This window comes from Alcanivorax sp. NBRC 102024 (genome assembly GCF_001602235.1).
Classification (GTDB): Bacteria; Pseudomonadota; Gammaproteobacteria; order Pseudomonadales; family Alcanivoracaceae; genus Alcanivorax.
The window spans coordinates 18,654-44,128 of record NZ_BDAS01000015.1; the positions used below are offsets into that span (position 1 = coordinate 18,654).

The window sequence follows — 25,475 nt, forward strand, 5'->3', positions numbered from 1 at the left end:
CGAGTCCACGAAAACCTTCCTTTATTCGTAGGGTGCACTGAGCCTAAGCGAACTGCACCATCAAACGCCGGATCGGTGCAGTTCGCTTAGGCTCAGTGCACCCTAGGTTTTGTAACGCTGCCGGTGTTTAACCCAAAAAAAAGCCTCCGCAGAGGAGGCTTGAAAATACCGTCATAGCTATTCCTGCCGAGGCAGGTCCCGAGCCTGATGACGATAGGCACACAAGATTGCGCTGTCAGAACCAGTGATCTTTCATCTTGATAAAGGTGTTGTCCGCACTGATAAGCCGTTGCGCGTCCAGCTCAACCCGGGGTAGCTCCCAGTGAAAGAAATACTGTGCCGCCTGCAATTTTCCTTGCGCAAAATTATGGTCTTCGGGCGCCTCCAGCGCAGCGGCCGCATTGGCTTGTCGCAGCCACATCCAGGCCGCCACGGTATGCCCCATCAGTTGCAGATAGGCATTGGCGTTGGACAGCGCCATGCGCGGTCCCTGCTCTGCCATCAGCTTGCCCGCCACTGTCGTAGCCGCTTCAATACGCGGCAACATGGCCTTCAAGGCCTGTGCAAAAGGCTGGCAGCGTTCGTCTGTGGTGTTGTCTATGTCGGCCAGCATACGCTGGGCCAGCAGTTGCAGCCCCTTGCCATTGGCCATCCACACCTTGCGTCCCAGCAGGTCCATGCCCTGCACACCGGTGGTGCCTTCATGGATCGGGTTAAGTCGGTTGTCCCGCCAAACCTGTTCCACCGGGTACTCCCGGGTGTAACCGGCGCCACCGAATACCTGAATGGCCATGTCGTTGGCTTTGACACCAAATTCCGAGGGCCAGCTTTTCAGTACCGGCGTCAGCAGATCGAGTAACAGGTGCGCCTCTTTCGCCGCGGCCTCGTCACCGGTCTCGATATCATCCACCAGACGATAGCCATACAGACTCATGGCAATGGCCGCTTCCGAATAGGCTTTCTGGGTGAGCAGCAGACGCTTCACGTCCGCATGTTCAATGATCGGCACCTGCGGTTTGCTGAAATCCGCATCGTCCGGGTGACGACCCTGCAGACGATCCCGGGCGTAATCCAGCGCAAAGCGGTAGCCCCGATAGCCCAGCACGGCAGCCCCAAACCCGACCCCAACCCGAGCTTCATTCATCATCTGGAACATGTAACGCAACCCCTGGTGGGGTTCACCGACCAGATAGCCGTGACAATCATCATTATCACCGAACGTCAGCGCCGTGCTGGTGGTACCGCGATAACCGAGTTTGTGAATCAGCCCGGCCAGTATCACGTCGTTACGTTCGCCGGGATTGCCATCCGCATCCAGGCGATACTTGGGAACCACAAACAGGGAAATGCCTTTCACGCCTTCCGGACCGCCGGGTATCTTGGCGAGCACCAGATGCACAATATTCTCCGCCAACTCGTTGTCACCGCCGGAGATATAGATCTTGTTGCCCTTGAGGCGATAGCTGCCGTCATCCTGAGGCACCGCACGGGTGCGGATGTCCGCCAGGGAGGAGCCGGCATGGGGTTCGGTCAATGCCATGGTGCCGGTAAAACGCCCCGCCATCATCGGCGTCAGAAACTGTGATTTCAGCGTATCGCTGGCAAAACTGCGAATCACATTGGCCGCTGCTGCTGTCAGAAACGCATAGCCGGTGGAGCTGGGATTCACACAGGTGAACATGCCTTTACAGGCCGCCGCAGCGATCTCCGGCAACTGCATGCCCCCTTCTTCAAAGCTGGCCCGCGAAGACAGGAAACCCGCATGGATATAAGCGTCGAAGGCCTCTTTGACTTCCGGACGCATTACCACCTTGCCGTCCACAAAGGAGGGTTCTTCCTTGTCCGCCAGGCTGTTGTGATTGGCGAATTTTTCCCGGGCCAGTTTCTCTGCGGTATCCAGTGCGGCCTCAACCGTCTCGCGACTGTGTTCCGCAAAACGCGGACGCTGAAACAGGGTGTCGGTATCCAGCACCTCGAACAACTGAAAACTGAGATCACGACGGTCGAGAATCACATCACTCACGGCTTGGCTCCGGTTAATTCAGGTGGAACAGCTTGCCATTCCCCCTGCCCGTCTGGCATTGTCGCCTATGACTTATTCATGGTGGAATACGACACGATGTATCGAGTAGCCGTATTAGCCTTCGATGGCGTTTTTGCCTCTGCTCTGACCGGGGTGGTGGATTTGTTCAACCTGACCGGGGTGACCTGGAACCGGATACATGATCAACCCTTGAATCGGCAATTCGAGGTCAAGGTTGTCTCCCGGGGCGGCAATCCGGTGCGCTGTACCAACGGCATCCGCATGGCAGTGGACTGCTCCCTGGAGCAACTGGATCAGGCTGACCTGGTGATCGTGCCAACCATCGGCGGCAAGCTGGAAACCGTACTGGCCCAGGAACAGGAGGCGCTGCCCTGGTTGCGGTTTCTTTATCAGGGGGGCGCGGATCTGGCCAGCAACTGTACCGGTGCCTTCCTGTTGGCAGAGGCCGGCCTGCTGGACGGCAAGACCGCGACGACCCATTGGGGTTTCAGTCAGCAGTTCCGGCATCATTATCCGCAGGTCAAACTCAACGAGCGTGAGCTGATCACCCGTGATGGCAATATTTTCTGCGCCGGCGGCGGCACCGCCTGGCGGGATCTGACCATCCTGCTGGTGGAGCGTTATTGTGGTGCCGACCTTGCCCGGGAGTTGGCCCGCGCCTTTGTGATTGATGTACGTAATGACCTGCAAAGTATCTACGCCGGCCTGCCCGCCCACAGCTACCACCAGGACGATCAGGTACAGACCATTCAGGCCTGGATTCATGAGCACTACAAGCAAAGCACCAGCCTGGGCCAGCTGGCAGAAATGGTCCACCTGAGCCCCCGCCAGCTGCAGCGTCGCTTTACCACCACCCTGGGCGAGCCTCCGCTGCAATATCTGCAGCGGGTACGCATCGAGGCGGCCCGCAAGATGCTGGAGCGCGGCACCAATAACCTGGCGAAACTGTCCGAACAGGTTGGCTACCAGGACGTGAGCAGCTTTTCCCGTCTGTTCAAGCGCCATACCGGCCTGTCTCCCAGCCATTACCGTCAGCGTTTTGCCCGCACCGGCGCCCTCACTGACTGATAAAAAAACCGACGAGCGTGAAGAACCTTGACGGCTCGTTGACGACTGGGGCCTGATGATGGGCATAACTGCAAAGGAGAGACCCTGTGGAAAACCTGTCCATCTTACTCGTGGAAGACCATCGCCAACTGGCCCAGACCGTGGTGGAATTTCTGGAACAGGAAGGTGCCACGGTGGACTATGCCGGTAACACCAGTCTGGCCCGCGAATTGGTTCAGGAGCATCACTATGACCTGATGCTGCTGGATGTGATGCTGCCCGGGGAAGACGGCTACAGCTTCTGCCAGTACCTGCGCAAGGATCTGGCCCTGGACCTGCCGGTGATTTTCATGACCGCCCGTGACCAGCTGGAAGACAAGCTGGAAGGCTTCGACCGAGGCGGCGATGATTACATCGTCAAACCCTTTGCCCTGCCGGAGCTGGCAGCACGGGTCTCTGCACTGATTCGTCGACAGCGCCGCGAAGTGACCGCCAACACCTTGCAGGTGGCAGACCTGGAACTGGACCCGGCCCGCCAGGAAGTTCGCCGGGACGGTCAGTTACTGAAGCTGTCCCCCACCGCCTTTCGTATTCTGCGTATCCTGATGCGCGAATCCCCCCGCGTGGTTAGCCGTGAACAGCTGGAACACGAGCTTTGGGGGGACCTGGTACCGGATTCAGACGCACTGCGCAGCCATCTCTACAACCTGCGCAAGGCCGTGGACAAGCCCTTCGATAACGCTCTTCTGAACACCCTCCCCGGTGTGGGTTTCAGCATTCAGGAAGACCGGCCCAGCGCAGGTTGATTGGCAGAAAAAACGCGCCGTCCGTCTTGCAGGGCTTGTAGTTTTCATCCAGGGGACCAGAGAATACGCAAAATTTGCAATATTCCCGGTCCCTATGCCCGCCAATATTCTTCATCTCCCACACTTCTCGTCCTGCAATGCCCTGCTCGATGCGCATCTTGAAGAGCTGCAGAAACGCTTCGGGATGACCACATGGATGATTACCCGCCTGGTCGGTGACGAGCTGGTTATCTTGCGACTCAAAGATCGGCATTACCGGCTGCATCGGGGTTATCGACTGAACTGGCGCCAGAATTACTGTGGTGAGGTGGTGGAAAAAGGCCGTCCGGCTATTTTTCCCGATGCCTGTGCACATCCCGACCATGCGTCGTTGTCACGGAACAATCCGTTGAATATCCAGGCATATGTGGGGCTGCCACTGGTCGATAGCGACAACCGCAAATTCGGCACTCTCTGTGCCATCGATCCACAACCCCAGTCTGACAGCCTGCAGGACGCCGCCACCTCCCTGATTCACGAGGCCGCCCTGATCAGCTTCCTGCTCAGCAACGCGGTGCGCGAAGCCAGGGAAAAACGTCTCACCACCTTTGTGGAGCATCCAGACCGATGTGACGATACCGGCCTGCCGGGTCATGAAGGTTGGCAAGACATTTGCCGACAGGAAGCCAGCAATTGCCGGGATTTCGGTCTGGAGTCATCGGTCCTTTATCTGCAGGCCCCACAGGGCAGCAACAGCCTGACCATTGCCGATTCCCTGGCCGCCCTGCTGCGGGAACAGGACAGCATTGCCCACCTGGGCGATAATCGTTTCGGGATCATGCTGGCAGACACCGATGAAACCAAGTCCCACCGTGTGGCAGACCGGATTCGTGATGCCTTGAACGCCAAACAATTGCTGGTGCGCATTGACCGGGAACGGCTGGTCAGCGGCTAGTAGAGCCTCTGTATAACGCCTTCAGGCTCACTCTTTCCTCTTTCTGCTGACTCGCCCCAACGGATTGCAGGCCTGCCTGGCAGGCCCGGCAGCACTCGCAGCGCCCGAATACTCCAGAGCACAGGGGCGCAAACTGAAAGGCAAAATTGCCGGGTTTTGTGGCTAGGAAAAACGGATCGCCACTTCCGTGCCGCGCCCCGGGGCACTGGTGACCATCAGGTGCCAGTGATAGCGCTCACAGAGGCGTTGTACGATCGCCAGCCCCAAACCGTGGCCGGCTTCCTGGCTTTGCCCCCGCTCGAACGGTTTGAGGATTCGCGCCAACTCATCCGCATCCATACCGGCGCCATAATCCACCACGTGCACGGTTTTTTCCGCCACCAGAATGGTGACATCACCGGAGCCACTGTAGTTGATGGCGTTGCGCACCAGGTTGGTTAATACAATCGTCAATGCCACTTCCGGGCTGTGCACCGTGAGCAAGGCAGTCTGACGCACCTGCAGGCGAATCTGCTTGCGATCAGCCAGGGGGCTGAGGCGCTCCATCAGATTCACTGCCAGGTCGTTGACGATCACATCCTCATTGTCTGGCTGACGCTGTTCCGTCCGCGCCAACATCAGCAAGGTTTCCAGCGTCGCCTCCATGTCTTCGACGGTATCTTCCATGCGACGAATCAGCGGACGATCCCCGATCTGACTGACCAGTAATTCCAGGTTGGCACGAAACACCGCCAGCGGGGTTCTCAGCTCGTGGCTGGCATCGCGGGTGAACTGCCGCTCGCGCTCCACGAAACTCACCAACCTGTCCGCGTAGGCATCAAGGGCCGCCACCAACACGGCCACTTCGCTGTCAGTGTCCGCATCAATACCGCTCAGATCCGGGCGCGCAACGCTGGGATCTTCCACCGGAGTCTGCCGCAAACGATCCGCCAGCTGAACCAGTGGCGACAACAGGTCGCGGGATTTTTTCCAGCCCAGGAACGAGGTGATATAGATCACCAGAAGGACACCGGTGAGCGGCAGAATACCAAACAGGAATGCCAGCACGGATACCCGTTGCTCATCGAAAATCAGATACAGCCGGGCATTCCCCTGACGCTCGATGTAGACAATCGGACGCTCGCCAGCAAGGTCCGCACGCTGGTAACCGTCCGGCAGAGACTGCAGCACCTGCGGGATGTCATCGTTCACCGCTTCACTGTTCAGCAGCCCAAGCAGATGCCGGGTATTCGGGCGCGGCTGAGTGGGATTGTCATCCAGCAGGGACCAGTAGTGCTCGGCTTCCTTGATCAGCGCCTGCTTGACCAGTACCTGCTCGATGATGTTGGCGGTCGCCCAGACGCCCAGCACGGTCGTCAGACTGATCAGCAACAGCTGCAACAGATAGACACGGGTAATACGATGCTGGACGCCGGTTTTCTTCATGCACAATGCTCAACAATTTCAGCCGGCGGCATTTGCCGGACGGGAAAACAGATAGTGGGCCACGAACCACTCTTCCCCGTCACGATAGTCAAACAACTCCGCACAAGCCATGAAAAACATGCGCCAGCGTTGCAACCAGACCTTTCCTTCGCCCTTACCATAAACCTCATCCAGCAACGGGATCAGTTGGGACTGTTTCTGGTCAGCCAGATCCAGCCAGGCTTCCAGGGTCCGCGCATAATGGGTACCGTTCACGGCCCAGCGCTGATCTTCTTCCAGCTTGCCCGCACAGTGCGGCAACCAGTCGTAGGCCGGCATCATGCCACCGGTGAAAAAGTAACGGGCCATCCAGTCGCTGCTGCCTTCGTCTTCAAACAGATAGGTCAGGTTGCGATGGCAAAAGACATGGATAAACAGTTTGCCGCCGGGCTTGAGCCAGTCGTGGATCCGCGCCATCAGCGCTGTGTGGTTGCGCATGTGCTCGAACATTTCCACCGACACCACGCGGTCAAACGGTTGATCCGGATGGTACAGGGACGCGTCGGCGGTGATCACACGCACATTGGTCAGACCCTTTTCCGCCGCCCGGCCCATAATGAAGGCTTTCTGTGACGCCGAGTTGGAAATGGCGGTTATGCGACTACCGGGGTAATGCTCGGCCATCCACAGGGTCAGCGATCCCCAGCCACACCCCATTTCGAGAATATCCTGACCGTTGTCCAGCTCTGCCCGCTCGCAGGTCATTGCCAGCATGGTGCGCTCGGCCTCAGCCAGGTCGTTAACCCCCTTGGGCCAGTAGGCACTGGAATATTTCAGATAGGGGCCAAGCACCTGTTCATAAAACCGGGAATCCACCTCGTAATGTTGCTCGTTGGCTTCATCCTGACCCACCGCCACCGGGCCCTGTTTCAGCGCACTTTCCAGGTCCTCGCGACGCTGCTTCTGTCGCTCCTGCTCAAGCCGCTTTCCCAACAAACGCCGGATACCGAAACGTACCAGGGCATCGGGCAACAGGCCGGACTCCGCCATTTGAATCATCATGCTTTGGGTCTCCAGGGAAAGAACGCACTGGTGGTGCGTTGATAGTCGCGATAATCGTCGCCACGGGATTTAAGTGCCTGCTTTTCGGTGTAGGGGATACCCGTGACGAACCACAGGAACACGAACATGGCCACTGGCAGGCACCACAACCAGGCACCCTGACTGGCGCCAATGGCAATCAGTGGGTAGCTGCACCAGTGCAACCACTCGAAAAAGTAATTGGGATGACGGGAATAGCGCCACAACCCGTCTCGGCAGGTGCGACCGGCGCTGTCGGGTTTGCGCTTGAAGCGTGCCAGTTGTCTGTCGGCAAGGCTCTCACCGGCAATCGCCAATGCCCCCAGACAAGCCCCGGCAAGCACCGCTATGCTGACGCTGTCCTGCTGGTTGCCAATCACCCAGAATGTGAGGGCAAACCCCCATGCCAACAGTGCCTGGCCCCAGTAAAACAACAGAAAAACCGGTTGGGTCTTTTCCTGCAAGGCCTCGCGCATGGCCGCATAGCGACCGTCTTCCCGGGACTCACTGGCGACACGTCGAAAGATATGGCTGCCCAGACGCACAGACCAGAGCAACAGCAAGGCGCCAGCAACCCAGCGAGGCAATACCTCTCCGCTGCCGGTCACCAGAAAGATCAGGCCGACCACTCCCACAGACCAGGACCAGAAAACATCCACCCAGCCCGCATTGCGGGTCTGCAGTTGTTGTAACCACAACACGGTGGCAACAATCAGCAAGGCCACAAGCAACAAATAATGTATCTCAGGCATGATGATGTTCCTTTTCGCCGGTAAGTTGTGCGGCGTAGGCCAGCAACGGCACGGCCACCGCCCATACCACACCATAGGTGATCGCAATGGGCAGCCACTCAAGGGGCGCGCTGGCAGCGCCAAGCCTCATCCCCATGGTGACCGAAAAGACCCCGCCAATGGCACCAAAAGCGGCTCCCAGCCAGGGTCTGCCGCATAGCCAGTTGAGGCTGTAATGAAAACTGACGGCAAACCCCAGCCAGAGCGCCCAGATCCATGCCGGCGCCAACCAGGGGTGCTGCCAGCCGGTATAGGCCAGTAGCCCACTGCTCAGCCAGATCGGTTCAAGCAAGAGGCAAAGTACCAGCCCCCACAAGAGCATGGCGACATTTTTCGACCAGCGCGGGTCGAACCACCATTGTCCGGCCAGCATCACCGCCAAAACCGTCCAGGAAGGCCAGGACATTTCCCTGGCACCGCCAAACACCGCGGCAGCCCACAGCAGCTGAAAGCCGACAAAGTTGATAATCAAGGGAGCAGGCAATCGTTTCATCAGCGAACAGTGCACCGCGACTCGTCAATGGCCTGTGAAATTCCTTCACAGCCGGATCACCTGACTGCGATCAGACTCGCCTCATGAAATCATTACTTTTGACAATGGTGTTGCTGGTACCGGTTCTACTAACGGGGTGTAGTAGTACTCCGCTTGGCCCCTATGGCTACACCGACCAATTTCTGGAACGCCTGGAAGCAGACGGCCAGGTTGCTGTGTTACCTGATGACGACACCTTGTCCCGCTTTATTGATTTCTACAATCCGCTGGATCATCAGCGCATCGCCGAAGGGATCGACCAGATTTATGCCAGCGATGTGTATTTCAACGACACCCTGGTGATCGTGCGGGACAGGGAGACTCTGCAGAAACACCTCCTGGCCACCGCCGAACGGTTGAGCTACATGTCACTGGAGCCGTTGAATGTGGTCCGCGACGGACAACAGGTCTACCTGGTCTGGGTCATGGAAGCGCATTTTTCCCTGCTGGGTCGGGAGCGCTTGTCCCGCACCATTGGCATCAGCCAGCTGCGTTTCAACCGCGACGGCCAGGTTTTCTTCCACCAGGATTTCTGGGACAGCAGCCAGGGCCTGGATCAACATTTGCCAGTATTAGGACCGATGACACGATGGCTACGCGATCACTGACCCGTTCCTTTCTCCTTTCAATGTCCTGCCTGTTGGTAATGGGCAGCCCTGCCCAGGCGGATGACTGGCAGCAGTGCCACCGCAGTGATGTGAAGGCATTACGCTTTATCACCGTGGGTGAAGCTCGCCTGCTTCGGCAGGACTGCAATGTGGATGACCTGCTGGCCGCCCCCATGAGGCTGGAGTTCAGCTACCAACGGGAGGTGCCCGGTGATGCCTTTGCCAAGGCTGCCATGAACTTTCTGGAGAAAAACCTCAGTGACAGCGAGTTCGAACAGCTGAAACCCCGTTTTGAACGATTCAACAGCCATTATCAGGATATTGGCGATGGCGACACCTACGCCATGGTTTACCAGGACGAGCAGCTGCAATTGCTGCTCAACAACGATCCCCTCACCAGTGAACAAGGTGCGCAATTCGCAGAGGCCTATCTGACAATCTGGTTCGGCGAGAAACCCTACTCCAGCAATCTCAAGCAGGCCCTGCTGGGCAATCCCTGACTGCGTCTCCACTATTGCGCCTGGGCGGGGCAATCGGGATACTGATTGGATAAAAATCAATATCTTGTTCGGGGATATCACAGCATGTCCAAGCTGTTCCATGTGGTGGCCTCATCGGCCCGGCAGACAAGCCGGCACGACCGTGCCACCGCACTCAAGGGCACCTTGCTGATTACACTCAGCGCCGTATTGCTCTCTCTGATCCTTACCAGCATCGCCATTCTCGTGGTGGGTGAGAGGGACTGGCTTTCCGCCCTGATTCTGGCCACCGTGCTGCCGCTGATGCTGCTGCCGCCCCCACTTTATCTGGTGGCCAGCCGTTTGATGTCACTGGATCGGCAGAATCACCAGCTGCAACAGCTGGCCCGCGAGGACCACCTGACTGGTCTGTTCAACCGCCCTCACCTGCTCAGCATGCTGGAAAGAGAACTGGCATTGAGTCAACGTCATAACTACACGGTTTCCATTCTGTTACTGGAGATTAACGACTTCACCCAGTTGCTGGATGAATACGGTCGCCATACCGGTGAAAAAGCATTGCGCCTGTTTGCCGATTGTATCCGTGAAAAAATCCGCGAAAGCGATCTGTTCGGACGCTTCGATGGCGCCCAGTTCCTGCTGGTACTCCCCCACACTAACTACGATGATGCCGCCCGAATGGGTGAAGGTCTGCGCGCGCTCACTGCCGGCATAAGACTGTCGAGCCCGCAACCCGGAGAAGCACAACCGGAAAATGTCAGAATCAGCGCCAAAATCGGTGTTGCCAGCACCGAAAACAGTGGCCGCAATATCAATCCTCTGCTTAACGAAGCCGACTATGCGCTTTACCAGAACCGCAACGAAGGACGCGACCGTTCCGAATTGCCGAAAAGCAATCTTTAAATCGTACCTCAAAAATAAAAAGTAATGCTTTTACACTAGATAATTACAAAACCCCACTCCGCCGATACCAAACTATTTCCATATTTGTAAATTTTTTTATTAATCTGTCATGTGAGGATTTACATGGGAGACAGGCTGCACAACACTGACCTGGTGTTTGTACTGCCTATTGGACAAAACAAGGAAGGAGCTTATGAACGCTAAACATTTTTTGGCGGCTAGTATTGCTTGCGCATCTGTCACTGCGACCACTGCGGTCACTGCTGATGAAATTCCCGAGCGTTATTTCTACTTTGGTGGTCACATCAGTGAGAACTGGATCGACATCGGCGATCACTACGACCAGAACACCAGCGAGAACAGTGTAACCCTTCCCGGTGCCCAACTGGGCTACCGCTTCAACCGTGACTGGTCTGTCCAGGGTTGGTGGGAGCGTAACAACTCCAACACTGACCTGATTGGTGATGCAGACATCAACATCGCTCACGGTAGCCTGCGTAAACACTTCGCCGGCAACTCCGCATTCGAACCCTACGTGGGTATCGGTGCCGGTGAGTTCCGCACCGAGCCGACCAGCGACAGCTCCAACGATTTCAAGGAAACCATCGGTACCCTGGAAACCGGTTTCCAGACCCTGCTGCACCCGCACTTCCTGCTGGACGTGGGCGCTCGTCCCTACTACAGCTTCCGCACCGAGCGCTGGGATGCTGAAGTCTATGCAGGCCTGAACTTCCTGATCGGTGCATCCGAGAAGGAAGAAGAGCCGGCGCCGGTAGTTGAAAACGTGGTAACCGACAGCGACGGTGACGGCGTACCTGATGATCGCGATCAGTGTGCCAACACCCCGGCTGGCGCCCAGGTTGACGCAACCGGCTGCGAACTGGACGACGATGGTGACGGCGTAGTCAACAGTGCCGACGAATGCCCGGATACTCCGGCCGGCGCACTGGTAGACGAGAAAGGCTGTCAGCAGTACCTGGAGAAAGACGTTAAGGAAACCCTGTACGTTGAGTTCGGTCTGGACAAGGCGGAAGTGCGTCAGACTTCCTACCCTGACCTGGAGCGTCTGGCTGAAGAGATGCGCAAGTATCCCTCTGCTGACCTGGTACTGGAAGGTCACACCGACAGCACTGGCGCAGCGAGCTACAACAAGTCGCTCTCCAAGAAGCGTGCTGATGCAGTGAAGAAAGTACTGGTGGAAGAGTTCAACATCAGCACTGACCGCATCACCACCGAAGGCTACGGCGAAGAGAAGCCGATTGCCGACAACGGCACCAGTGAAGGCCGCGCGGAGAACCGTCGCGTAGAAGCCATCATGAAGGCCACTACCCAGGAAGCTCAGTACCAATAAGAGCTTTTCCTGAACAAAAAAGGGCCGGCATTGCCGGCCCTTTTTTTATGCTCTTCGTCGTAGGGTGCACTGAGCCTAAGGCGAACTGCACCGATTCAACGCCGGGGTGGTGCAGTTCGCCTTAGGCTCAGTGCACCCTACCCACCATCTCAACCCTTGCGGCGAGCCGCGAAAAACGCCTTCAGCATGGCCGCACTCTCCGCCTCCATCAGCCCGCCTTCCACCAGCAGCTTGTGGTTATAAAAATCCACCTGCGGCAACTGCAATTGACTCTCACAGACCCCGGCTCGGGGCTCTTTGGCTGCATAGACCAGACGAGCTACACGGGCATGAACCATGGCACCAAAACACATGGTGCAGGGCTCAAGGGTCACGTACAGCGTGCTTCCCGGTAAGCGGTAATTCTGCTCGGCACGTGCAGCAGCACGTAGCGCCACCACTTCCGCATGGGCGGAGGGATCATGGGCGATGATGGGTTGATTGTAGCCCTCGCCCAGCACCTGCTGATCACGGACCAGCACGGCCCCCACCGGCACTTCGCCTGCCTCGGCAGCCTGCCGGGCCAGTTCCAGCGCCCGCTGCATCCAGATTTCGTCGTTCATGGTTCTATCCTGATCAATGCGGGGCCATGGTATGTCGCAGCCGGCCCTAGCACCAGCACCCCATTTCGTTACAATCATGCCATCAATCGCATTGAGAGCTGTTATGACATTCATCGGAACGCCTTTTACCGACACTGCCACCCGCGTCATGCTGCTGGGCAGCGGCGAACTGGGCCGGGAAGTGGCCATCGAACTGATTCGTTATGGCTGCGAAGTGATCGCCGTGGACCGCTACGATCATGCCCCGGCCATGCAGGTGGCCCAGCGTCGTCATGTCATCAACATGCTCGATGGTGCCGCCCTGCGCCAGTTGGTCGAACAGGAAAAACCGGCACTGATCGTGCCGGAAATCGAAGCCATCGCCACCGACGAACTGGTTCAACTGGAAAGCGAAGGCTTTACCGTGGTGCCCACTGCCCGGGCTGCAAGACTGACCATGAACCGCGAAGGCATTCGCCGCCTGGCAGCAGAAGAATTGTCACTGCCCACCTCCCCTTACCGCTTTGCGGAAAGCCTGGAGGAATACCAGCAGGCTGTTGCCGAGATAGGTCTGCCCTGCGTGGTCAAACCGGTGATGAGTTCCTCCGGCAAGGGCCAGAGCACCGTGAAAACCGAAACTGACATCCAGTCCGCCTGGGACTATGCCCAGTCCGGAGGACGCGCCGGTCAGGGGCGGGTGATCGTTGAGGGCTTTGTGGACTTCGATTACGAAATCACCCTGCTTACCGTGCGCCACCGGGATGGCACCACCTACTGCTCCCCCATCGGTCACCGTCAGGAAAATGGCGATTACCAGGAATCCTGGCAACCCCAGCCCATGAGCGACAAGGCGCTGCAAGCCTCCCAGGAAGTGGCGGGTGCCATCACCGAGGCACTGGGCGGCCTGGGCATTTTCGGCGTGGAGCTGTTTATCAAGGGCGATCAGGTGTATTTCAGCGAAGTGTCACCGCGCCCCCATGACACCGGCCTGGTAACCCTGCTTTCACAGAACCTGTCCGAGTTCGCCCTGCATGCCCGCGCCATTCTCGGACTGCCAGTCCCTGACATCGAACAACGGGGGCCCAGCGCCTCTTCGGTACTGCTGGTACAAGGCGACTCCAACCAGATGCGTTACCGTGGGCTGGACCAGGCCCTGGCCCAACCGGAAACCGAAGTGCGCCTGTTCGGCAAACCGGAGGTGAAGGGCAGCCGCCGCCTGGGTGTTGCCCTGGCCCGTGGTGAATCCATCCAGGAAGCGCGTGACAAGGCGAATGCCGCCAGTGCCGCACTGAAAGTCGATCTATAAAACGAGGTTAATCGCCATGCAGAATCAGGATACGCACAGCAAGGTCATCGGCTATCTGCTGTGGATTTTCGGCTTTATGGGCGCCCACCGGTTTTACTACGGCCGCCAGATCACCGGCACCATCTGGTTTTTTACGCTGGGGCTGTTTTTCATCGGCTGGATCATCGATCTGTTCCTGATCCCGGGAATGGATGATGCCGCCGACGAGCGCTACGAACCTGGTAGTATCGACTACAACATCGGCTGGGTTCTGCTTACCTTCCTGGGCATCTTCGGCATTCACCGCTTCTACATGGGCAAGGTAATCACCGGCATCATTTACCTGCTCACCGCCGGCCTGTTCGGGCTGGGCATCCTCTACGATTTCTGGACCCTGAACGGCCAGATCACCGAGAAAAACCGCCTGGCCTGAACCCGGCATACGCCACGCCCATCGCGGGCGTGGCCTCAACGCATCACAAACCCGGCAAACAACACCGCGAAACCTCCCACCTCGGCCACGATCAACGACACCATGAATGTGGACATGGCCAACTCCGGCACACTGCCGCCGCCCAGCCGGTGGGGCCGTTGCAACTGGTTACGGGTGTCCTGCAGAAAACCGTGGAGAATATAGCTGCCAATGGCCAGGCCGAAGAACAGCAGGCTCGCCAGGACGGCCAACGTATTGATCCAGTCGTCCCAGACGCTAAGCAACGCAAACCGCTCCAGCACCAGACAGGCAAAGGCGTACATCAGGCTGGCCCGGTGCGCCACATCCACGTAGTAATGGGCACGCCCCTTTTCACTGGTAGCCACCTGCCAGTACTTCCACACCCCGGTCAGCAGGCCGGTCAGAAAGTAAATGCCGCAGCCCCACAACGCCCACTGGTCTGCTGTCATTGCGCTCTCTCCTTATAATTCAAAAAAACGGGCCAGGGTCGCCTGCATGTGCGGCCGGGTATGGCAATAGCGCCGCCGCCCTTCCCTTTCTACCCGGATAAGCCCGGCTTCCGCCAGTTCACGCACATGGTGGGATACCGTAGGGGCACCGATATTGAGACGCTGCATGAAGTCCCCGAAAGCACAACCCGCCGGCACTTTCGCCAGATCCGCATGACCATGGGCGCGGCAATGCTCCAGAATCACTTGGTAGATTCGCAAGCGGTTAGGATTGGACAGGGCCCGAAAGGCCGCTGCCAACTGCTCCGCCGAGCTCTCCGATATGTCTTTCCGTGCCAAAACCGGCACCTCCCCACAAAACAGTTTGACGGGTATAAAACTAACTTATAGTTTGACCATCATCAAACTATACAGCTGCTGACCGTAACAGGTCGTTGGAGGACAATCGTGAGCCACGCGGACACTCTCGGGCAATCACTGGCCCTGCCCTGCGGAATAACGCTGAAGAATCGCTTCGCCAAATCCGCCATGAGCGAAGCGCTGGGAACCATCGATAATCATGTGACCCCGGCGCTGGAGCGACTCTACGGCCGCTGGGCCCAGGGCGGCACCGGGTTGCTGATTACCGGCAATATCATGGTCGACCGCAACCACACCGGTGAGCCCCGAAACGTGGTGCTTGAAGACAAGCGCGACATGACCCTGCTGAAACGCTGGGCGGATGCGGGCCAGAGCCAGGGCAATGATATCTGGGTGCAACTGAACCACCCGGGCAAACAGATCCCGCGCATGCTCGCCAGCGGCGATACCCTGGCGCCTTCCGCGGTGCCCTTCGGCAAGGAACTCAAGAGCGCTTTCAAAACGCCACGGGCGCTCAACGAAGACGAGATTTTCGATATCATCCGGCGCTTTGCCACCAGCGCGGCACTGGCAAAAGAAGCCGGCTTTACCGGTGTCCAAATCCATGGCGCCCACGGTTATCTGGTCAGCCAGTTCCTGTCCGGCCACCATAACCGTCGTAACGACAAATGGGGCGGCTCCCTGGAAAACCGTATGCGTTTCCCGCTGGAAATCTATCGCGCTATCCGCGACGCCGTTGGCCCGGATTACCCGGTGAGCATCAAACTCAACTCTGCAGATTTTCAGCGTGGTGGTTTCACCGAAGAAGAATCCATGACCGTGGCCGAAACCCTGGCCGCCGAAGGGCTGGATCTGCTGGAAATCTCCGGGGGTAACTATGAAAACCCGGCCATGGCCGGCGCCAGAGGTGTGCGCGAAAGCACGGTGAAGCGGGAAGCCTACTTCCTTGACTACGCCCAGGCCATTCGCCAGCGGGTTTCCATACCGCTGATGGTCACCGGCGGCTTCCGCTCGGCCCAGGCCATGGCGCAAGCGGTGGAAAGCGGCGCCACCGACCTGGTCGGTATTGCCCGCCCCTTGGCCGTGGAACCGGATCTGGCCAACCGCATTCTCGCCGGCCAGGAAGGAGTCATCAGCCGCGTCACGCCGCGCAAGACCGGCATCAAGATGATCGACGAAATGGCCATGATGGAAGTGTCCTGGTTCTCCCGTCAGCTGCACCGTATGGGCAAGGGAAAGGATCCAAAGCCGGATGAGAGCGTCCTGCTGTCGCTGTTCAAGGTAGTCACCGAGATGGGGATTGGCAGCTTCAAGACCCGACGGTTGCGGGCAAACAGCTGAAAGGCAATTAATAGTTAACAGTAAATAGTTAATAGCGAAAAACACAAAAAAGCCCTTGCCGAGATTTTCTCCGGAAAGGGCTTTTTTGTAGAAGCGGCTTTCCTTAAAGGGCGGCGGCTACCTCGGCGCCCTGACGAATAGCACGCTTGGCGTCGAGCTCTGCAGCCAGGTCAGCGCCGCCGATCAGGTGGAAGTTTTTCGCGTCTTCCTGATACAGCTCGCGCAGGGATTCCTGACCGGCACAGATCACCACGTGATCCACGTCCAGCACCCGGCTTTCCTCGCCAATCTTGATATGCAGGCCGGCATCATCGATTTTCTCGTAGCTACAGCCCTTGAGCATTTCCACATTGCGGGATTTCAGGGTGGCACGGTGTACCCATCCGGATGTTTTGCCCAGGTCCTTGCCCAGTGAGGTTGGCTTGCGTTGCAGCAAGGTGATCTGTCGGGCCGGTTTTTCCACGTCCGGCTCCACCAGCCCACCCGGGGCATCGCTGTTCATGTCCACGCCCCACTCCTTCATCCACTCCGGCAAAGGCTGCTCACCCTCGCGGGGATGTTCGGCCAGGAACTCGGACACGTCAAAGCCGATACCACCGGCACCAATCACGGCCACTTTTTCGCCCACCTGGGCCTTGCCACGCAGGACATCCACATAGGAAAGCACCTTGGGATGATCAATACCGGGAATGCCCGGGGTGCGCGGCAGCACCCCGGTAGCAATAACGATTTCGTCAAAGCCCTGGGCCTGCAGATCGGCCACGTCCACTCGCGTATTAAGCTTCAGGGTGACGCCGGTGTTTTCGATCCGCTTGCCGAAGTAACGGATGGTGTTGTGGAATTCTTCCTTGCCGGGGATCACCTTGGCCATGTTGAACTGGCCACCGATTTCGCCGGCCTGATCAAACAGGGTCACGTCATGGCCCCGCTCTGCCGCCACCGTGGCACAGGACAATCCCGCCGGGCCGGCACCCACCACCGCCACCTTCTTCGGCTTGGCAGTGCGCAAGTAAAGCAGCTCGGTTTCGTGGCAGGCTCGGGGGTTGACCAGACAGGACGCCCGCTTGAGCTGGAAAGTGTGGTCCAGACAGGCCTGGTTACAGGCGATACAGGTATTGATCTCGTCCGCTTTGCCCTGCTCGGTTTTCTTCACGAACTCCGGGTCCGCCAGCAACTGGCGGGCCATGGACACGGCATCCGCCTGGCCACTCTTGAGAATCTCTTCCGCCACATCCGGATCGTTGATGCGGTTGGACGCTACCACCGGAATGGAAACCACGTCCTTCACCTGGCGGGTGGCCTCCACGAAGGCTGCCCGTGGCACGGAGGTAACGATGGTGGGCACCCGGGCTTCGTGCCAGCCGATACCGGAATTCAGCAGACTGGCGCCGGCCGCTTCCAGCTCCCTGGCCAGATCCAGCACTTCCTCACGGGTGGACCCTTCCGGGACCAGATCAATCACCGACATGCGGAACATGATGATGAAATCATCACCACAGCGTTTGCGGGTTTCACGCACGATTTCCACCGGGAAACGGCGGCGGTTTTCCGCATTGCCACCGTACTTGTCCTTGCGCTTGTTGGTGCGCGGCGCGGTGAACTGGTTAATCAGGTAGCCTTCGGAGCCCATGATTTCCACGCCATCGTAACCGGCCTTCTTGGCCAGGTAGGCCGTGTGGGCAAAATCCTTCACCGTCTGCTCCACCTCTTTGGTGGACATGGCCTTGGGCTTGAACGGATTGATCGGGCTCTTGATGGCAGAGGCAGAGCGGGAGAACGGGTGGTAACTGTAACGGCCGGCATGAAGCACCTGCAGGGCAATCTTGCCCCCTTCCCGATGTACCGCATCGGTGACCTTACGGTGGTTCATCACATCAAAGCGGCTGTTGAAAAGCCCGGAGAACGGATAAAACCAGCCCTTCTTGTTGGGGTTGAAACCACCAGTGACAATAAGGCCAACGCCACCGCGGGCACGCTCGGCAAAATAGGCTGCCAGCTTGGGAAACTGCCAGAAACGGTCTTCCAGTCCGGTATGCATGGACCCCATAATCACCCGGTTCTTGAGCTGGGTGTGGCCCAGATCCAGGGGGGAAAGCAGGTTGGAATAGCGGTCGGCTGTCATGGTGTATGCTCCGTATCGTCACCAAAGATGGCTACGCGTTAATTATCTGGACGGCGTCAAGTTAATGGCTTATTTTGACACTGTCAAGATTATTCCTGAAACTACCCTGGCAAGTGACACGTTGAAGGTTTGAACGCGGCATCTGTGTGGCCATAATCTGCACCACCCTGCCCGCGCTCAAACCCGCTTGTTTGCGTAACCGGCGGCTCGTCTGCTGCCTGCTTTGACAGCGCGTTGTAACTTGCCACTTTCAACTTGCAACTGGATTACCCATGTCACGACCCGCCCGCTACCACCACGGCGACCTGCATTCCACACTGCTCCGGGAAGCCAACCGCTTGCTGGACGAGGACGGCATCGATGGTCTCTCCCTGCGCAAACTGGCAGAACGGGCCGGCGTCTCCCGCACCGCACCCTACCATCACTTTCGTGACAAGAATGCCCTGCTCTGCGCCCTGGCCACCCAGGCCTTCAGCCAGCTGGATGAGATGATCGCCCGGCAATTGCAGGGTGACGGCTCCCGGGAACGGATTCAGCACTTTGTCAGCGAGTACCTGCGTTTTGCCACCGAACACCCGGAACAGTATGAGCTGATGTTTGGTCGCACCATCTGGAAGAGCGGAGACCCCACCGACGAACTGAAAGCGGTGGCCTACCGCAGTTTCCGCCACTATGCCGAGCGGCTGGGCCGCCAGCTTCAGGGCCGACTTCCAGCTGACACGGATCCGCTACGGGTTGCTCAGGCCAGCTGGGCCACCATTCACGGGCTCTGCCGCCTGGTCATCGATGGCATCTATGTGAACCGGGACGACATGGAAGCGGTGAGCCAACAGGCCGTGGCGTTGATCATGGCCGCCCTCAAACCGGTGAAAAACGACTGATACACCGCCAATAACGACTCACTGGGTATTCGGGTCATAGGACTGCTCCACCACTTCGGGCTAGCCTGAGAGAAAGGGAGAGACAAAAGACCCGAGCCATGAAAACAATAGCCACGTTCTGTCGCGTCTGCGAACCCTCCTGTGGCCTGGTGGCCCAGGTGGAAGACAACATTGTCCAGCGCCTGCAACCCGACAGGAACCATCCTGTCAGTCAGGGGTTCGCCTGTCACAAGGGCGTCAATTACCTGGCCATTCACCAGGATCCGGATCGCCTGGACTACCCCCTGCAACGTGAGGGCTCCCGGCAGCCCGGTGAAGGGCAATGGCATCAGCAAGACTGGGATAGCGCTATCGCCGCTGTCGGAGATCAGCTTGCACAGATCCGCGACCAGTATGGTGCGGATGCCATCGGCGGATATATCGGCAACCCCACCGCCTTCAATGCCCTTGGCAGCCAGGGTATCGGTGAGTTTTTCATGGGTATCGGCAGCCGCCGTATCTTCAACTCCGGCACCCAGGACTGCTCCAACAAGTTTGCTGCCGGCGAAGCCGTTTTCGGCACCAGCACCCTGCACCCGTTACCGGATATCGACAATACGGACTGCCTGCTGATCTTCGGCGAAAACCCCAAAGTCTCACACATGAGCTTTATTTCCATTGCCGATCCCATGGCCAAAATTCGCGCGGCCTGCCAACGGGGCGCCCGTGTCTTTTACATCAACCCACGCAGGATCGAATCCGCCAGCCCGAAGACCGGCGAGGTGATACAGATTCTGCCGGACACCGACTTCTATCTCATGGCCGCCCTGCTCCACGAGATTGATGCGCTGGGTCGTTTCAACCAAGCCGTGCTGCGCGACCATGGCAATCACGTGGATGAACTGCGTGAGGTGATCGCGCCCTATTCCGCCGACAGCGTGGCCGATGTGGTGGGGCTCAGCGCTGGGGATATCCGTGCCCTGGCGGATACCTTCAGCGCGGCCAAGCGAGCCTCGGTGCACATGTCCACCGGCGTCAACATGGGTCGACAGGGCACCCTCTGCTACTGGCTCCTGCAGATGCTGAGCTTCGTCACCGGCAACCTGGACAGAGAAGGGGGCAATTTCTACAGCGAGGGCTTCTACCCGGCCGCCAAAGCGGGCCGTGCCCGGCCTGACGACAGCCTGTTCTTCTCCACCCGATACGGCGAGTTACGGCATATCCGGGGCGCCCTGCCCAGCAACCTGCTGCCGGACATGATCCTGGATGACGACAACCCTGTGCGGGCCCTGGTGGTGATTGCCGGCAACCCCCTGCTCAGCGTGGGCGGCGAGGATCGCTGGCGCCAGGCCCTGGAAAAACTGGACCTGCTTGTTGTCATCGACCTGTTTCGCAACGCCACCGGGGAGTACGCCCACTTTCTGCTACCCTCCGCAGATATGCTGGAGCGACCGGACATCAATATCTGCGGCTTGGGCATGCAGTACCGCCCCCATGTGCAATACACCGATGCCGTGGTGCCGCCAGCCCATCAACGCAAGGAAGAATGGTGGATCCTGTCCCGGCTACTGCAACGCATGGGCTTAAGCGCTCCTCTGTTGGAGCAGACCCCGGCCAACCCCTTCGGCCGACTGGAACATATGATGTCCCGACACCAGCTGGACGTGGCGACCCTGAAGCAGGCCCCCTCCGGTACCGTGGTTCTCGACACCCAGCCCATTGGCCGCCTCTACAGGGACTTCGTGCAGACCGACGACAAACGGGTGGACTGCTGTCCGCCCCTGTTTGCCGAAGCCATTACCCTGGCGCGGCAACAGTTCGATGCCCTCAAACACACTGCCCCGCCATTCCGGTTGATCACTCTGCGGACCAACTACATGCACAACAGCTGGTACCAGAATGTGGCCAACCTGAAACGGGGTCAGCATGACCATAATCCCTTGCACATGAACCCCCAGGACATGGCCTCACTGGGACTGGCTGATGGCGACCATTTGATCCTCAAAAACGAGTACGGGGAAGTGATGGCGCAGGCCCGCGAGGATGACTCCCTGCGGCCCGGCGTGGTAGCCATGACCCATGGCTGGGGGAATCAGAAAACCCCGGGGCTGACCGTGGCCAATCGCTACCCGGGGGTGAATATCAATGCCCTGCTGCCCCACGGTCCGGGCAGCTTCGAAAAGCTGAGCAACCAGGCATTCATGAGTGGCATACCGGTAACCATCAAAGCCGCAGGCAAGTTCGCCTGAAACCCGTGCAAGGCAACCGCTGTCAGTGCCTGTTCAGAAAGGCCTTGAGCGCGGCGATATAATCATCAAACGCCTCGTACTGAGGCACGTGGCCAATGCCGTCCATCTCCACCAGGGCCGCATGAGGAATGCGACTGGCAGCCTCCTTGCCCAGGCGATCATAACGGCCCAGCTGATCCCTTTGCGCTTCCGGAGCCCGGTTACGTCCCAGTGCGGTTCGATCACGGGTACCGATAATCAGTAATGTGGGCAGGGTCAGCCGATCGAAATCATGCACCACCGGCTGGCTGTAGATCATGTCGTAGTGCAATGCGGAACTCCATGCAATGCGCCGGTAATCCGGACCACGCATCCACCCCTGCTGCAGGGTGAGCAGGGGGTCATAGGTCTTTTTCCACTGACCATCAAAATAGCTGCGGGTCATGTAGGCTTTGACCTTCTCCGGGTTCTTGTTCATTTCTCCCTGATACCAGGCGTCCACGGACTGCCATGGCACCTGCTTGCGCTGCCAGTCTTCCAGGCCAATGGGATTAACCAGCACCAGTGCATCGCTGCGATCCGGAAACATCAACGCAAAGCGGGTGGCCAGCATGCCCCCCATGGAGTGCCCCACCACTGTGACACGGTCCACCTTCAGGGTATCCAGCAGACGGCGGGTCTGGTCGGCGAGGGTCTGGAAGCTGTATTGAAAATGCGCCGGTTTCGATGACTTGCCAAACCCGATCTGGTCCGGCGCTACCACCCGATACCCTTCGGCCAATAAGGCCGACATGGTGTCTTGCCAGTACGCACCGGAAAAATTCTTGCCGTGCAAAAGCAGGACTGTTTTTCCATTGCCCTGTTTCGGCGCCACATCCATGTAGGCCATCTCCAGATCCTGTTGCTGATCCTCCAGACTCAACATCTGCACCGGGAAGGGATAGTCGAAATCCGTCAGACGGGCATCAAGAGAAACCGGTGCCGCGACCAGTCGTCCGGCCAGTAACAGTCCCAGCAGCACCAGCCACAACCGCTGTTCTTTCATGGGGCTCTCCTTACTCAGGCGTTGTCAGGGGTTTATGGTCCGAGTGCGCTCACCCTGGCCAGGTTCCCTGCCGGTGATCACGATGGCTGGCGCCCACCAAGCAGAAGCGGTAGCCGCACCACTACCTGCAAGCCCCCCAGCGGGCTTTCCCCCAGGGACAGATCGCCGCCATAAGCCGCCACGGTATCGCTGACAATGGCCAGCCCAAGGCCATCCCCCGGTGTGCGTTCGTCCAGCCTCTGACCCCGCTGCAGGACCTGCTGGCGACGCTCAGGGGCAATCCCCGGACCATCATCCTCCACACACAGGCACAGCTGTCCGTCACCTTGATCCAGTGTCAGGCGAATGTGGCTTTTTGCCCATTTGAACGCGTTATCCAGCAGATTGCCCAGCACTTCCAGCATATCGTCCCGCTCCAGTGGCAGAGCGGTCAGCTGGTCCCCTTCTACCGTCACTTGCAGGGAACGGTGATGAGCCCGCTCCAGCGTCGAGACGAGCAGGGGCACATGATCGGCCGGACAAAACCGGTTGCTGGCCGTTACCCCCGCCGCCACGCGGGCCCGTCCCAGCGCCCGGCGGATCGTCGCTTCCATCTGATCCAGCTGCTCTTGCAGCAATGCATGGAGGGCAGGATCCGCGGTTTTCAGTTGTTCATTGCAGCGATTTTTCAACACCGCCAGCGGGGTTTTCAGCGCATGCCCCAGGTCCCCCAGCCCATGGCGGGAGCGCTGCAGCTGTTGTTCGGTATGCCGTTGCAGACGGTTGATTTCCACCACCAGCGGGTGCAACTCCAGCGCCACGTTTTCATTGAGCGTATTGCGCTGGCCACCGCGAAGCTGTTCGATCTCCTTGCGGGCTTGCCGCAACGGCGACAGCCCCCGGCGCAACAACCACTGTTGCACCCCTGCCAACACCAGCAGCACCACCAGCCAGGCAATCAGCACAGCGGTGCGGGTGCGGGCGTACGCGGTCATCACCGGGGTGTAATCCTGGGCCACAATGATGGTCACCGGCTGATCGTTCATCCGGTATTCACCGCGGTAACGCAGTAACTGCTGACCGCCCGGCCCGGGCTGCAGCATCGGGTCCATGCCGGGGGACTCCGGCATGGACAGCGTGGCATCCCACAGTGACCGGGAGCGCCAGCGGCTGTCATCCACCAGCACCACGAAATAACGTCCGGAGAGAGGCCGCCGGTAAGCCGGATGCAGTCGCGTCGGGTCCAGCGTCAGCACATCATTCCGGTCCCGGCCAATGGCGGTGAGCACCCCGGCCGCATCGTCACGCAGCGAGGCGCTGAGCGAGTCACGTTGTTCTCGCTCCAGCCACCACAGCGCCCCCTGGCTAATCAACAGCCCCGCCAGCAGCAAGCTGACGAACAGGCTGATACCCAGGCGACGGCCGATGGAGGTCATCCCTGCCCCCCGATAAAGACATAGCCCTGCCCCCGGCGGGTTTCGATCACATCCTTGCCGAGTTTGCGGCGCAGGCGATTCACGTGCACTTCCAGTACATTGGAATCCCGGTCACTTTCGTTGTCATACAGGTGGGAGGCCAGCTGCCCCTTGGATAACAACCGACCCGGGTTGTGCATGAAATATCGCAACATGCGGAACTCGGCCCCAGTAAGCGTCATTTCCTGCTCACCCTGCCAGACACTCTGGCGCTGCTCATCCAGTGTCAGGCTGCCCACACGCAAACCGGCATCATTGACGTTGCCGTGGCTACGCCGCAACAGGGCCTGCACCCGCAGCAGTAATTCATCCGGATGGAACGGTTTGGTCAGGTAATCGTCGGCGCCCAGCTGCAGCCCCTCGATTTTTTCCGACCAACTGTCCCGGGCGGTGAGAATCAACACCGGCACACCGAGCCCCTCTGCTCGCCACTGCCGCAGAACCTGCAGGCCATCCATACCGGGTAGCCCCAGATCCAGAATCACCAGATCGAAGGGATCATCATGGGCCCTGATAACGGCATCTCGACCATCAGCCAGCCAATCCACCGCATAGCCGTGTTCGCGCAACATGGGGATCAACTGATCGGCCAGGGATACGCTGTCTTCCACCAACATCAGCCGCATCAATCGTCTCGCTCATCATCCAGCCAGGCCCCGTCACGGGCATCGATTTCCAGTTCGCGCACCACCCTGTCACGGGTCAACAACTCGATTTCATAAATCAGGATACCGTCATCCCGTTCCAGCTCCACTTCCAGCAAGCGAGCCTCCGGATAACGGCCAAGGATAGCATCCAGTACAGTTTCAAACGGCAGCACCACGCCCTGCTCCCGAAGACGCAGAGCTTCTTCGTGGCTGACATCGTCCGCAATCGACGAACTGGAAAACAGGCCAAGCAGGGCGAGTAACCCCGCCCTGCTGACCCGTTTCGACATTGTCACAATTTCAGTCCCGTTCATCCTTCAGCACATCGCCGGTACTGGCATCAATGTCCACATCCCATTCCTGGCCCTGGCCATCACGGAGCTCCACCTGATAGATGTAGCGACCGTATTCGTTTTCCAGATCGGTGTCGGTGATCTGTGCGTCGGGATGCGTATCCATGGCCACCTTGTCCAGCGTCTCCAGAGACTGGATTGTGCCGTCTTTCACTAACTGTGGCACTTGCTGGTGGGGTACATCATCCGCATGAACGGTACCGGCGGCGGCCACGCCGAGCAGGGCGGCAATCAGAGGGGTTCGGGAAAATCTCATGGTGTTGCTCCTTTCCTGTTGGGTTTGAGTCCCTGTCGGGATAGGAAACACTGTAAGAGCA

General features: G+C 58.7%; 26 protein-coding genes. 12 read left to right on the plus strand and 14 right to left on the minus strand.

The genetic code is table 11. The features are described 5' to 3' along the window. Nucleotides 1-235: 235 nt before the first annotated feature. Nucleotides 236-2,023, minus strand: a complete 1,788-nt coding sequence (locus A0251_RS16060) for an acyl-CoA dehydrogenase (RefSeq protein WP_062817855.1) — start codon at nt 2,021-2,023, stop codon at nt 236-238. Nucleotides 2,024-2,119: 96 nt separating this feature from the next. Between A0251_RS16060 and A0251_RS16065 the strand changes: the two genes are divergently transcribed. The 3 genes from A0251_RS16065 to A0251_RS16075 all read left to right on the plus strand — a co-directional run bounded on the left by A0251_RS16065 (nt 2,120) and on the right by A0251_RS16075 (nt 4,831). Next, nucleotides 2,120-3,112 (plus strand): GlxA family transcriptional regulator, encoded by a 993-nt coding sequence (locus tag A0251_RS16065; RefSeq protein ID WP_062817856.1) that lies wholly within the window; start codon nt 2,120-2,122, stop codon nt 3,110-3,112. A gap of 95 nt (nt 3,113-3,207) precedes the next feature. Further along, on the plus strand, nt 3,208-3,897 hold the full coding sequence (locus A0251_RS16070; protein ID WP_197461968.1) for a response regulator transcription factor: 690 nt from the start codon (nt 3,208-3,210) through the stop codon (nt 3,895-3,897). Nucleotides 3,898-3,991: 94 nt separating this feature from the next. Next, nucleotides 3,992-4,831: a GAF domain-containing protein gene (locus tag A0251_RS16075; RefSeq protein WP_082810939.1), complete on the plus strand. Its 840-nt coding sequence runs from the start codon at nt 3,992-3,994 to the stop codon at nt 4,829-4,831. A gap of 162 nt (nt 4,832-4,993) precedes the next feature. On the opposite strand, the gene A0251_RS16080 is transcribed toward A0251_RS16075, so the two are convergent. From A0251_RS16080 to A0251_RS16095, 4 genes are read right to left on the minus strand one after another with little or no spacing between them, the layout of a single operon-like run. Further along, complete coding sequence (locus tag A0251_RS16080; RefSeq protein ID WP_062817858.1) at nt 4,994-6,256, minus strand: HAMP domain-containing sensor histidine kinase; 1,263 nt, start codon at nt 6,254-6,256, stop codon at nt 4,994-4,996. 18 nt (nt 6,257-6,274) lie between these two features. Then, nucleotides 6,275-7,297 carry a cyclopropane-fatty-acyl-phospholipid synthase family protein gene (locus A0251_RS16085; protein ID WP_082810940.1) on the minus strand — a complete coding sequence of 341 codons (1,023 nt, stop codon included), beginning with the start codon at nt 7,295-7,297 and terminating at the stop codon, nt 6,275-6,277. Then, nucleotides 7,294-8,067 carry a DUF1295 domain-containing protein gene (locus A0251_RS16090; protein ID WP_062817859.1) on the minus strand — a complete coding sequence of 258 codons (774 nt, stop codon included), beginning with the start codon at nt 8,065-8,067 and terminating at the stop codon, nt 7,294-7,296. Before A0251_RS16090 ends, A0251_RS16085 begins: the two co-directional genes overlap by 4 nt. After that, entirely contained in the window at nt 8,060-8,599 is a 540-nt protein-coding gene (locus A0251_RS16095; protein WP_062817890.1) for a DUF2878 domain-containing protein, read from the minus strand. Before A0251_RS16095 ends, A0251_RS16090 begins: the two co-directional genes overlap by 8 nt. A gap of 83 nt (nt 8,600-8,682) precedes the next feature. Between A0251_RS16095 and A0251_RS16100 the strand changes: the two genes are divergently transcribed. The 4 genes from A0251_RS16100 to A0251_RS16115 all read left to right on the plus strand — a co-directional run bounded on the left by A0251_RS16100 (nt 8,683) and on the right by A0251_RS16115 (nt 11,979). After that, nucleotides 8,683-9,246 (plus strand): nuclear transport factor 2 family protein, encoded by a 564-nt coding sequence (locus A0251_RS16100; protein ID WP_062817860.1) that lies wholly within the window; start codon nt 8,683-8,685, stop codon nt 9,244-9,246. Beyond that, nucleotides 9,228-9,746 carry a chalcone isomerase family protein gene (locus tag A0251_RS16105; protein ID WP_062817861.1) on the plus strand — a complete coding sequence of 173 codons (519 nt, stop codon included), beginning with the start codon at nt 9,228-9,230 and terminating at the stop codon, nt 9,744-9,746. The genes A0251_RS16100 and A0251_RS16105 overlap by 19 nt, the downstream gene beginning before the upstream one ends. A gap of 84 nt (nt 9,747-9,830) precedes the next feature. Then, a complete protein-coding gene (locus A0251_RS16110) occupies nt 9,831-10,628 on the plus strand; it encodes a GGDEF domain-containing protein (protein WP_062817862.1) in 798 nt (265 codons plus the stop codon). 193 nt (nt 10,629-10,821) lie between these two features. Further along, the gene (locus tag A0251_RS16115) at nt 10,822-11,979 is read left to right on the plus strand and encodes an OmpA family protein (RefSeq protein ID WP_062817863.1); all 1,158 of its coding nucleotides are present in this window, start codon (nt 10,822-10,824) and stop codon (nt 11,977-11,979) included. A 149-nt stretch (nt 11,980-12,128) separates the two neighbouring features. Here A0251_RS16115 and tadA read toward each other — a convergent pair whose 3' ends face one another. Beyond that, nucleotides 12,129-12,581 (minus strand): tRNA adenosine(34) deaminase TadA, encoded by a 453-nt coding sequence (gene tadA, locus A0251_RS16120; protein ID WP_062817864.1) that lies wholly within the window; start codon nt 12,579-12,581, stop codon nt 12,129-12,131. A 103-nt stretch (nt 12,582-12,684) separates the two neighbouring features. Here tadA and purT point away from each other — a divergent pair, with 103 nt between their 5' ends. Both purT and A0251_RS16130 read left to right on the plus strand, forming a co-directional pair. After that, entirely contained in the window at nt 12,685-13,866 is a 1,182-nt protein-coding gene (gene purT, locus A0251_RS16125; RefSeq protein WP_062817865.1) for a formate-dependent phosphoribosylglycinamide formyltransferase, read from the plus strand. A 16-nt stretch (nt 13,867-13,882) separates the two neighbouring features. After that, nucleotides 13,883-14,278 carry a TM2 domain-containing protein gene (locus A0251_RS16130; RefSeq protein ID WP_035246668.1) on the plus strand — a complete coding sequence of 132 codons (396 nt, stop codon included), beginning with the start codon at nt 13,883-13,885 and terminating at the stop codon, nt 14,276-14,278. A gap of 35 nt (nt 14,279-14,313) precedes the next feature. Here the strand turns inward: A0251_RS16130 and A0251_RS16135 are convergent, their stop codons facing one another. Further along, nucleotides 14,314-14,748: a hypothetical protein gene (locus tag A0251_RS16135; protein ID WP_062817866.1), complete on the minus strand. Its 435-nt coding sequence runs from the start codon at nt 14,746-14,748 to the stop codon at nt 14,314-14,316. A gap of 12 nt (nt 14,749-14,760) precedes the next feature. Then, nucleotides 14,761-15,096: a helix-turn-helix transcriptional regulator gene (locus tag A0251_RS16140; RefSeq protein ID WP_063531308.1), complete on the minus strand. Its 336-nt coding sequence runs from the start codon at nt 15,094-15,096 to the stop codon at nt 14,761-14,763. A 99-nt stretch (nt 15,097-15,195) separates the two neighbouring features. On the opposite strand from A0251_RS16140, the gene A0251_RS16145 reads away from it, so the two are divergent. After that, the gene (locus tag A0251_RS16145) at nt 15,196-16,449 is read left to right on the plus strand and encodes an NADH:flavin oxidoreductase/NADH oxidase family protein (RefSeq protein ID WP_062817868.1); all 1,254 of its coding nucleotides are present in this window, start codon (nt 15,196-15,198) and stop codon (nt 16,447-16,449) included. A gap of 103 nt (nt 16,450-16,552) precedes the next feature. On the opposite strand, the gene A0251_RS16150 is transcribed toward A0251_RS16145, so the two are convergent. Beyond that, nucleotides 16,553-18,571, minus strand: a complete 2,019-nt coding sequence (locus A0251_RS16150) for an NADPH-dependent 2,4-dienoyl-CoA reductase (RefSeq protein ID WP_062817869.1) — start codon at nt 18,569-18,571, stop codon at nt 16,553-16,555. Nucleotides 18,572-18,843: 272 nt separating this feature from the next. On the opposite strand from A0251_RS16150, the gene A0251_RS16155 reads away from it, so the two are divergent. Together A0251_RS16155 and A0251_RS16160 are read left to right on the plus strand one after the other, a co-directional pair. Beyond that, a complete protein-coding gene (locus tag A0251_RS16155) occupies nt 18,844-19,452 on the plus strand; it encodes a TetR/AcrR family transcriptional regulator (protein WP_062817870.1) in 609 nt (202 codons plus the stop codon). A 98-nt stretch (nt 19,453-19,550) separates the two neighbouring features. After that, nucleotides 19,551-21,680 (plus strand): molybdopterin-dependent oxidoreductase, encoded by a 2,130-nt coding sequence (locus tag A0251_RS16160; protein ID WP_062817871.1) that lies wholly within the window; start codon nt 19,551-19,553, stop codon nt 21,678-21,680. Nucleotides 21,681-21,702: 22 nt separating this feature from the next. On the opposite strand, the gene A0251_RS16165 is transcribed toward A0251_RS16160, so the two are convergent. From A0251_RS16165 to A0251_RS16185, 5 genes are all read right to left on the minus strand, one after another. Beyond that, complete coding sequence (locus A0251_RS16165; protein WP_062817872.1) at nt 21,703-22,704, minus strand: alpha/beta fold hydrolase; 1,002 nt, start codon at nt 22,702-22,704, stop codon at nt 21,703-21,705. A gap of 77 nt (nt 22,705-22,781) precedes the next feature. Next, nucleotides 22,782-24,119 (minus strand): ATP-binding protein, encoded by a 1,338-nt coding sequence (locus A0251_RS16170; protein WP_062817873.1) that lies wholly within the window; start codon nt 24,117-24,119, stop codon nt 22,782-22,784. Next, complete coding sequence (locus A0251_RS16175) at nt 24,116-24,784, minus strand: response regulator transcription factor (protein WP_062817874.1); 669 nt, start codon at nt 24,782-24,784, stop codon at nt 24,116-24,118. Before A0251_RS16175 ends, A0251_RS16170 begins: the two co-directional genes overlap by 4 nt. Beyond that, entirely contained in the window at nt 24,784-25,095 is a 312-nt protein-coding gene (locus A0251_RS16180; protein WP_062817875.1) for a PepSY domain-containing protein, read from the minus strand. Before A0251_RS16180 ends, A0251_RS16175 begins: the two co-directional genes overlap by 1 nt. Before the next feature lie 10 nt (nt 25,096-25,105). After that, nucleotides 25,106-25,414 carry a PepSY domain-containing protein gene (locus A0251_RS16185; protein WP_062817876.1) on the minus strand — a complete coding sequence of 103 codons (309 nt, stop codon included), beginning with the start codon at nt 25,412-25,414 and terminating at the stop codon, nt 25,106-25,108. Between the last annotated feature and the right edge of the window lie 61 nt (nt 25,415-25,475).

Excerpts from the sequence above, each read along its gene's own strand:
- A0251_RS16100 (WP_062817860.1), top strand. The coding sequence starts at position 8,683 with ATGAAATCATTACTTTTGACAATGGTGTTGCTGGTACCGGTTCTACTA.
- A0251_RS16165 (WP_062817872.1), bottom strand. The coding sequence starts at position 22,704 with ATGAAAGAACAGCGGTTGTGGCTGGTGCTGCTGGGACTGTTACTGGCC.
- A0251_RS16135 (WP_062817866.1), bottom strand. The coding sequence starts at position 14,748 with ATGACAGCAGACCAGTGGGCGTTGTGGGGCTGCGGCATTTACTTTCTG.
- A0251_RS16090 (WP_062817859.1), bottom strand. The coding sequence starts at position 8,067 with ATGCCTGAGATACATTATTTGTTGCTTGTGGCCTTGCTGATTGTTGCC.
- A0251_RS16110 (WP_062817862.1), top strand. The coding sequence starts at position 9,831 with ATGTCCAAGCTGTTCCATGTGGTGGCCTCATCGGCCCGGCAGACAAGC.
- A0251_RS16075 (WP_082810939.1), top strand. The coding sequence starts at position 3,992 with ATGCCCGCCAATATTCTTCATCTCCCACACTTCTCGTCCTGCAATGCC.
- A0251_RS16185 (WP_062817876.1), bottom strand. The coding sequence starts at position 25,414 with ATGAGATTTTCCCGAACCCCTCTGATTGCCGCCCTGCTCGGCGTGGCC.
- A0251_RS16130 (WP_035246668.1), top strand. The coding sequence starts at position 13,883 with ATGCAGAATCAGGATACGCACAGCAAGGTCATCGGCTATCTGCTGTGG.
- A0251_RS16115 (WP_062817863.1), top strand. The coding sequence starts at position 10,822 with ATGAACGCTAAACATTTTTTGGCGGCTAGTATTGCTTGCGCATCTGTC.
- A0251_RS16095 (WP_062817890.1), bottom strand. The coding sequence starts at position 8,599 with ATGAAACGATTGCCTGCTCCCTTGATTATCAACTTTGTCGGCTTTCAG.
- A0251_RS16065 (WP_062817856.1), top strand. The coding sequence starts at position 2,120 with ATGTATCGAGTAGCCGTATTAGCCTTCGATGGCGTTTTTGCCTCTGCT.
- tadA (WP_062817864.1), bottom strand. The coding sequence starts at position 12,581 with ATGAACGACGAAATCTGGATGCAGCGGGCGCTGGAACTGGCCCGGCAG.
- purT (WP_062817865.1), top strand. The coding sequence starts at position 12,685 with ATGACATTCATCGGAACGCCTTTTACCGACACTGCCACCCGCGTCATG.
- A0251_RS16155 (WP_062817870.1), top strand. The coding sequence starts at position 18,844 with ATGTCACGACCCGCCCGCTACCACCACGGCGACCTGCATTCCACACTG.
- A0251_RS16105 (WP_062817861.1), top strand. The coding sequence starts at position 9,228 with ATGGCTACGCGATCACTGACCCGTTCCTTTCTCCTTTCAATGTCCTGC.
- A0251_RS16170 (WP_062817873.1), bottom strand. The coding sequence starts at position 24,119 with ATGACCTCCATCGGCCGTCGCCTGGGTATCAGCCTGTTCGTCAGCTTG.
- A0251_RS16085 (WP_082810940.1), bottom strand. The coding sequence starts at position 7,297 with ATGATGATTCAAATGGCGGAGTCCGGCCTGTTGCCCGATGCCCTGGTA.
- A0251_RS16180 (WP_062817875.1), bottom strand. The coding sequence starts at position 25,095 with ATGTCGAAACGGGTCAGCAGGGCGGGGTTACTCGCCCTGCTTGGCCTG.
- A0251_RS16150 (WP_062817869.1), bottom strand. The coding sequence starts at position 18,571 with ATGACAGCCGACCGCTATTCCAACCTGCTTTCCCCCCTGGATCTGGGC.
- A0251_RS16160 (WP_062817871.1), top strand. The coding sequence starts at position 19,551 with ATGAAAACAATAGCCACGTTCTGTCGCGTCTGCGAACCCTCCTGTGGC.
- A0251_RS16175 (WP_062817874.1), bottom strand. The coding sequence starts at position 24,784 with ATGCGGCTGATGTTGGTGGAAGACAGCGTATCCCTGGCCGATCAGTTG.
- A0251_RS16080 (WP_062817858.1), bottom strand. The coding sequence starts at position 6,256 with ATGAAGAAAACCGGCGTCCAGCATCGTATTACCCGTGTCTATCTGTTG.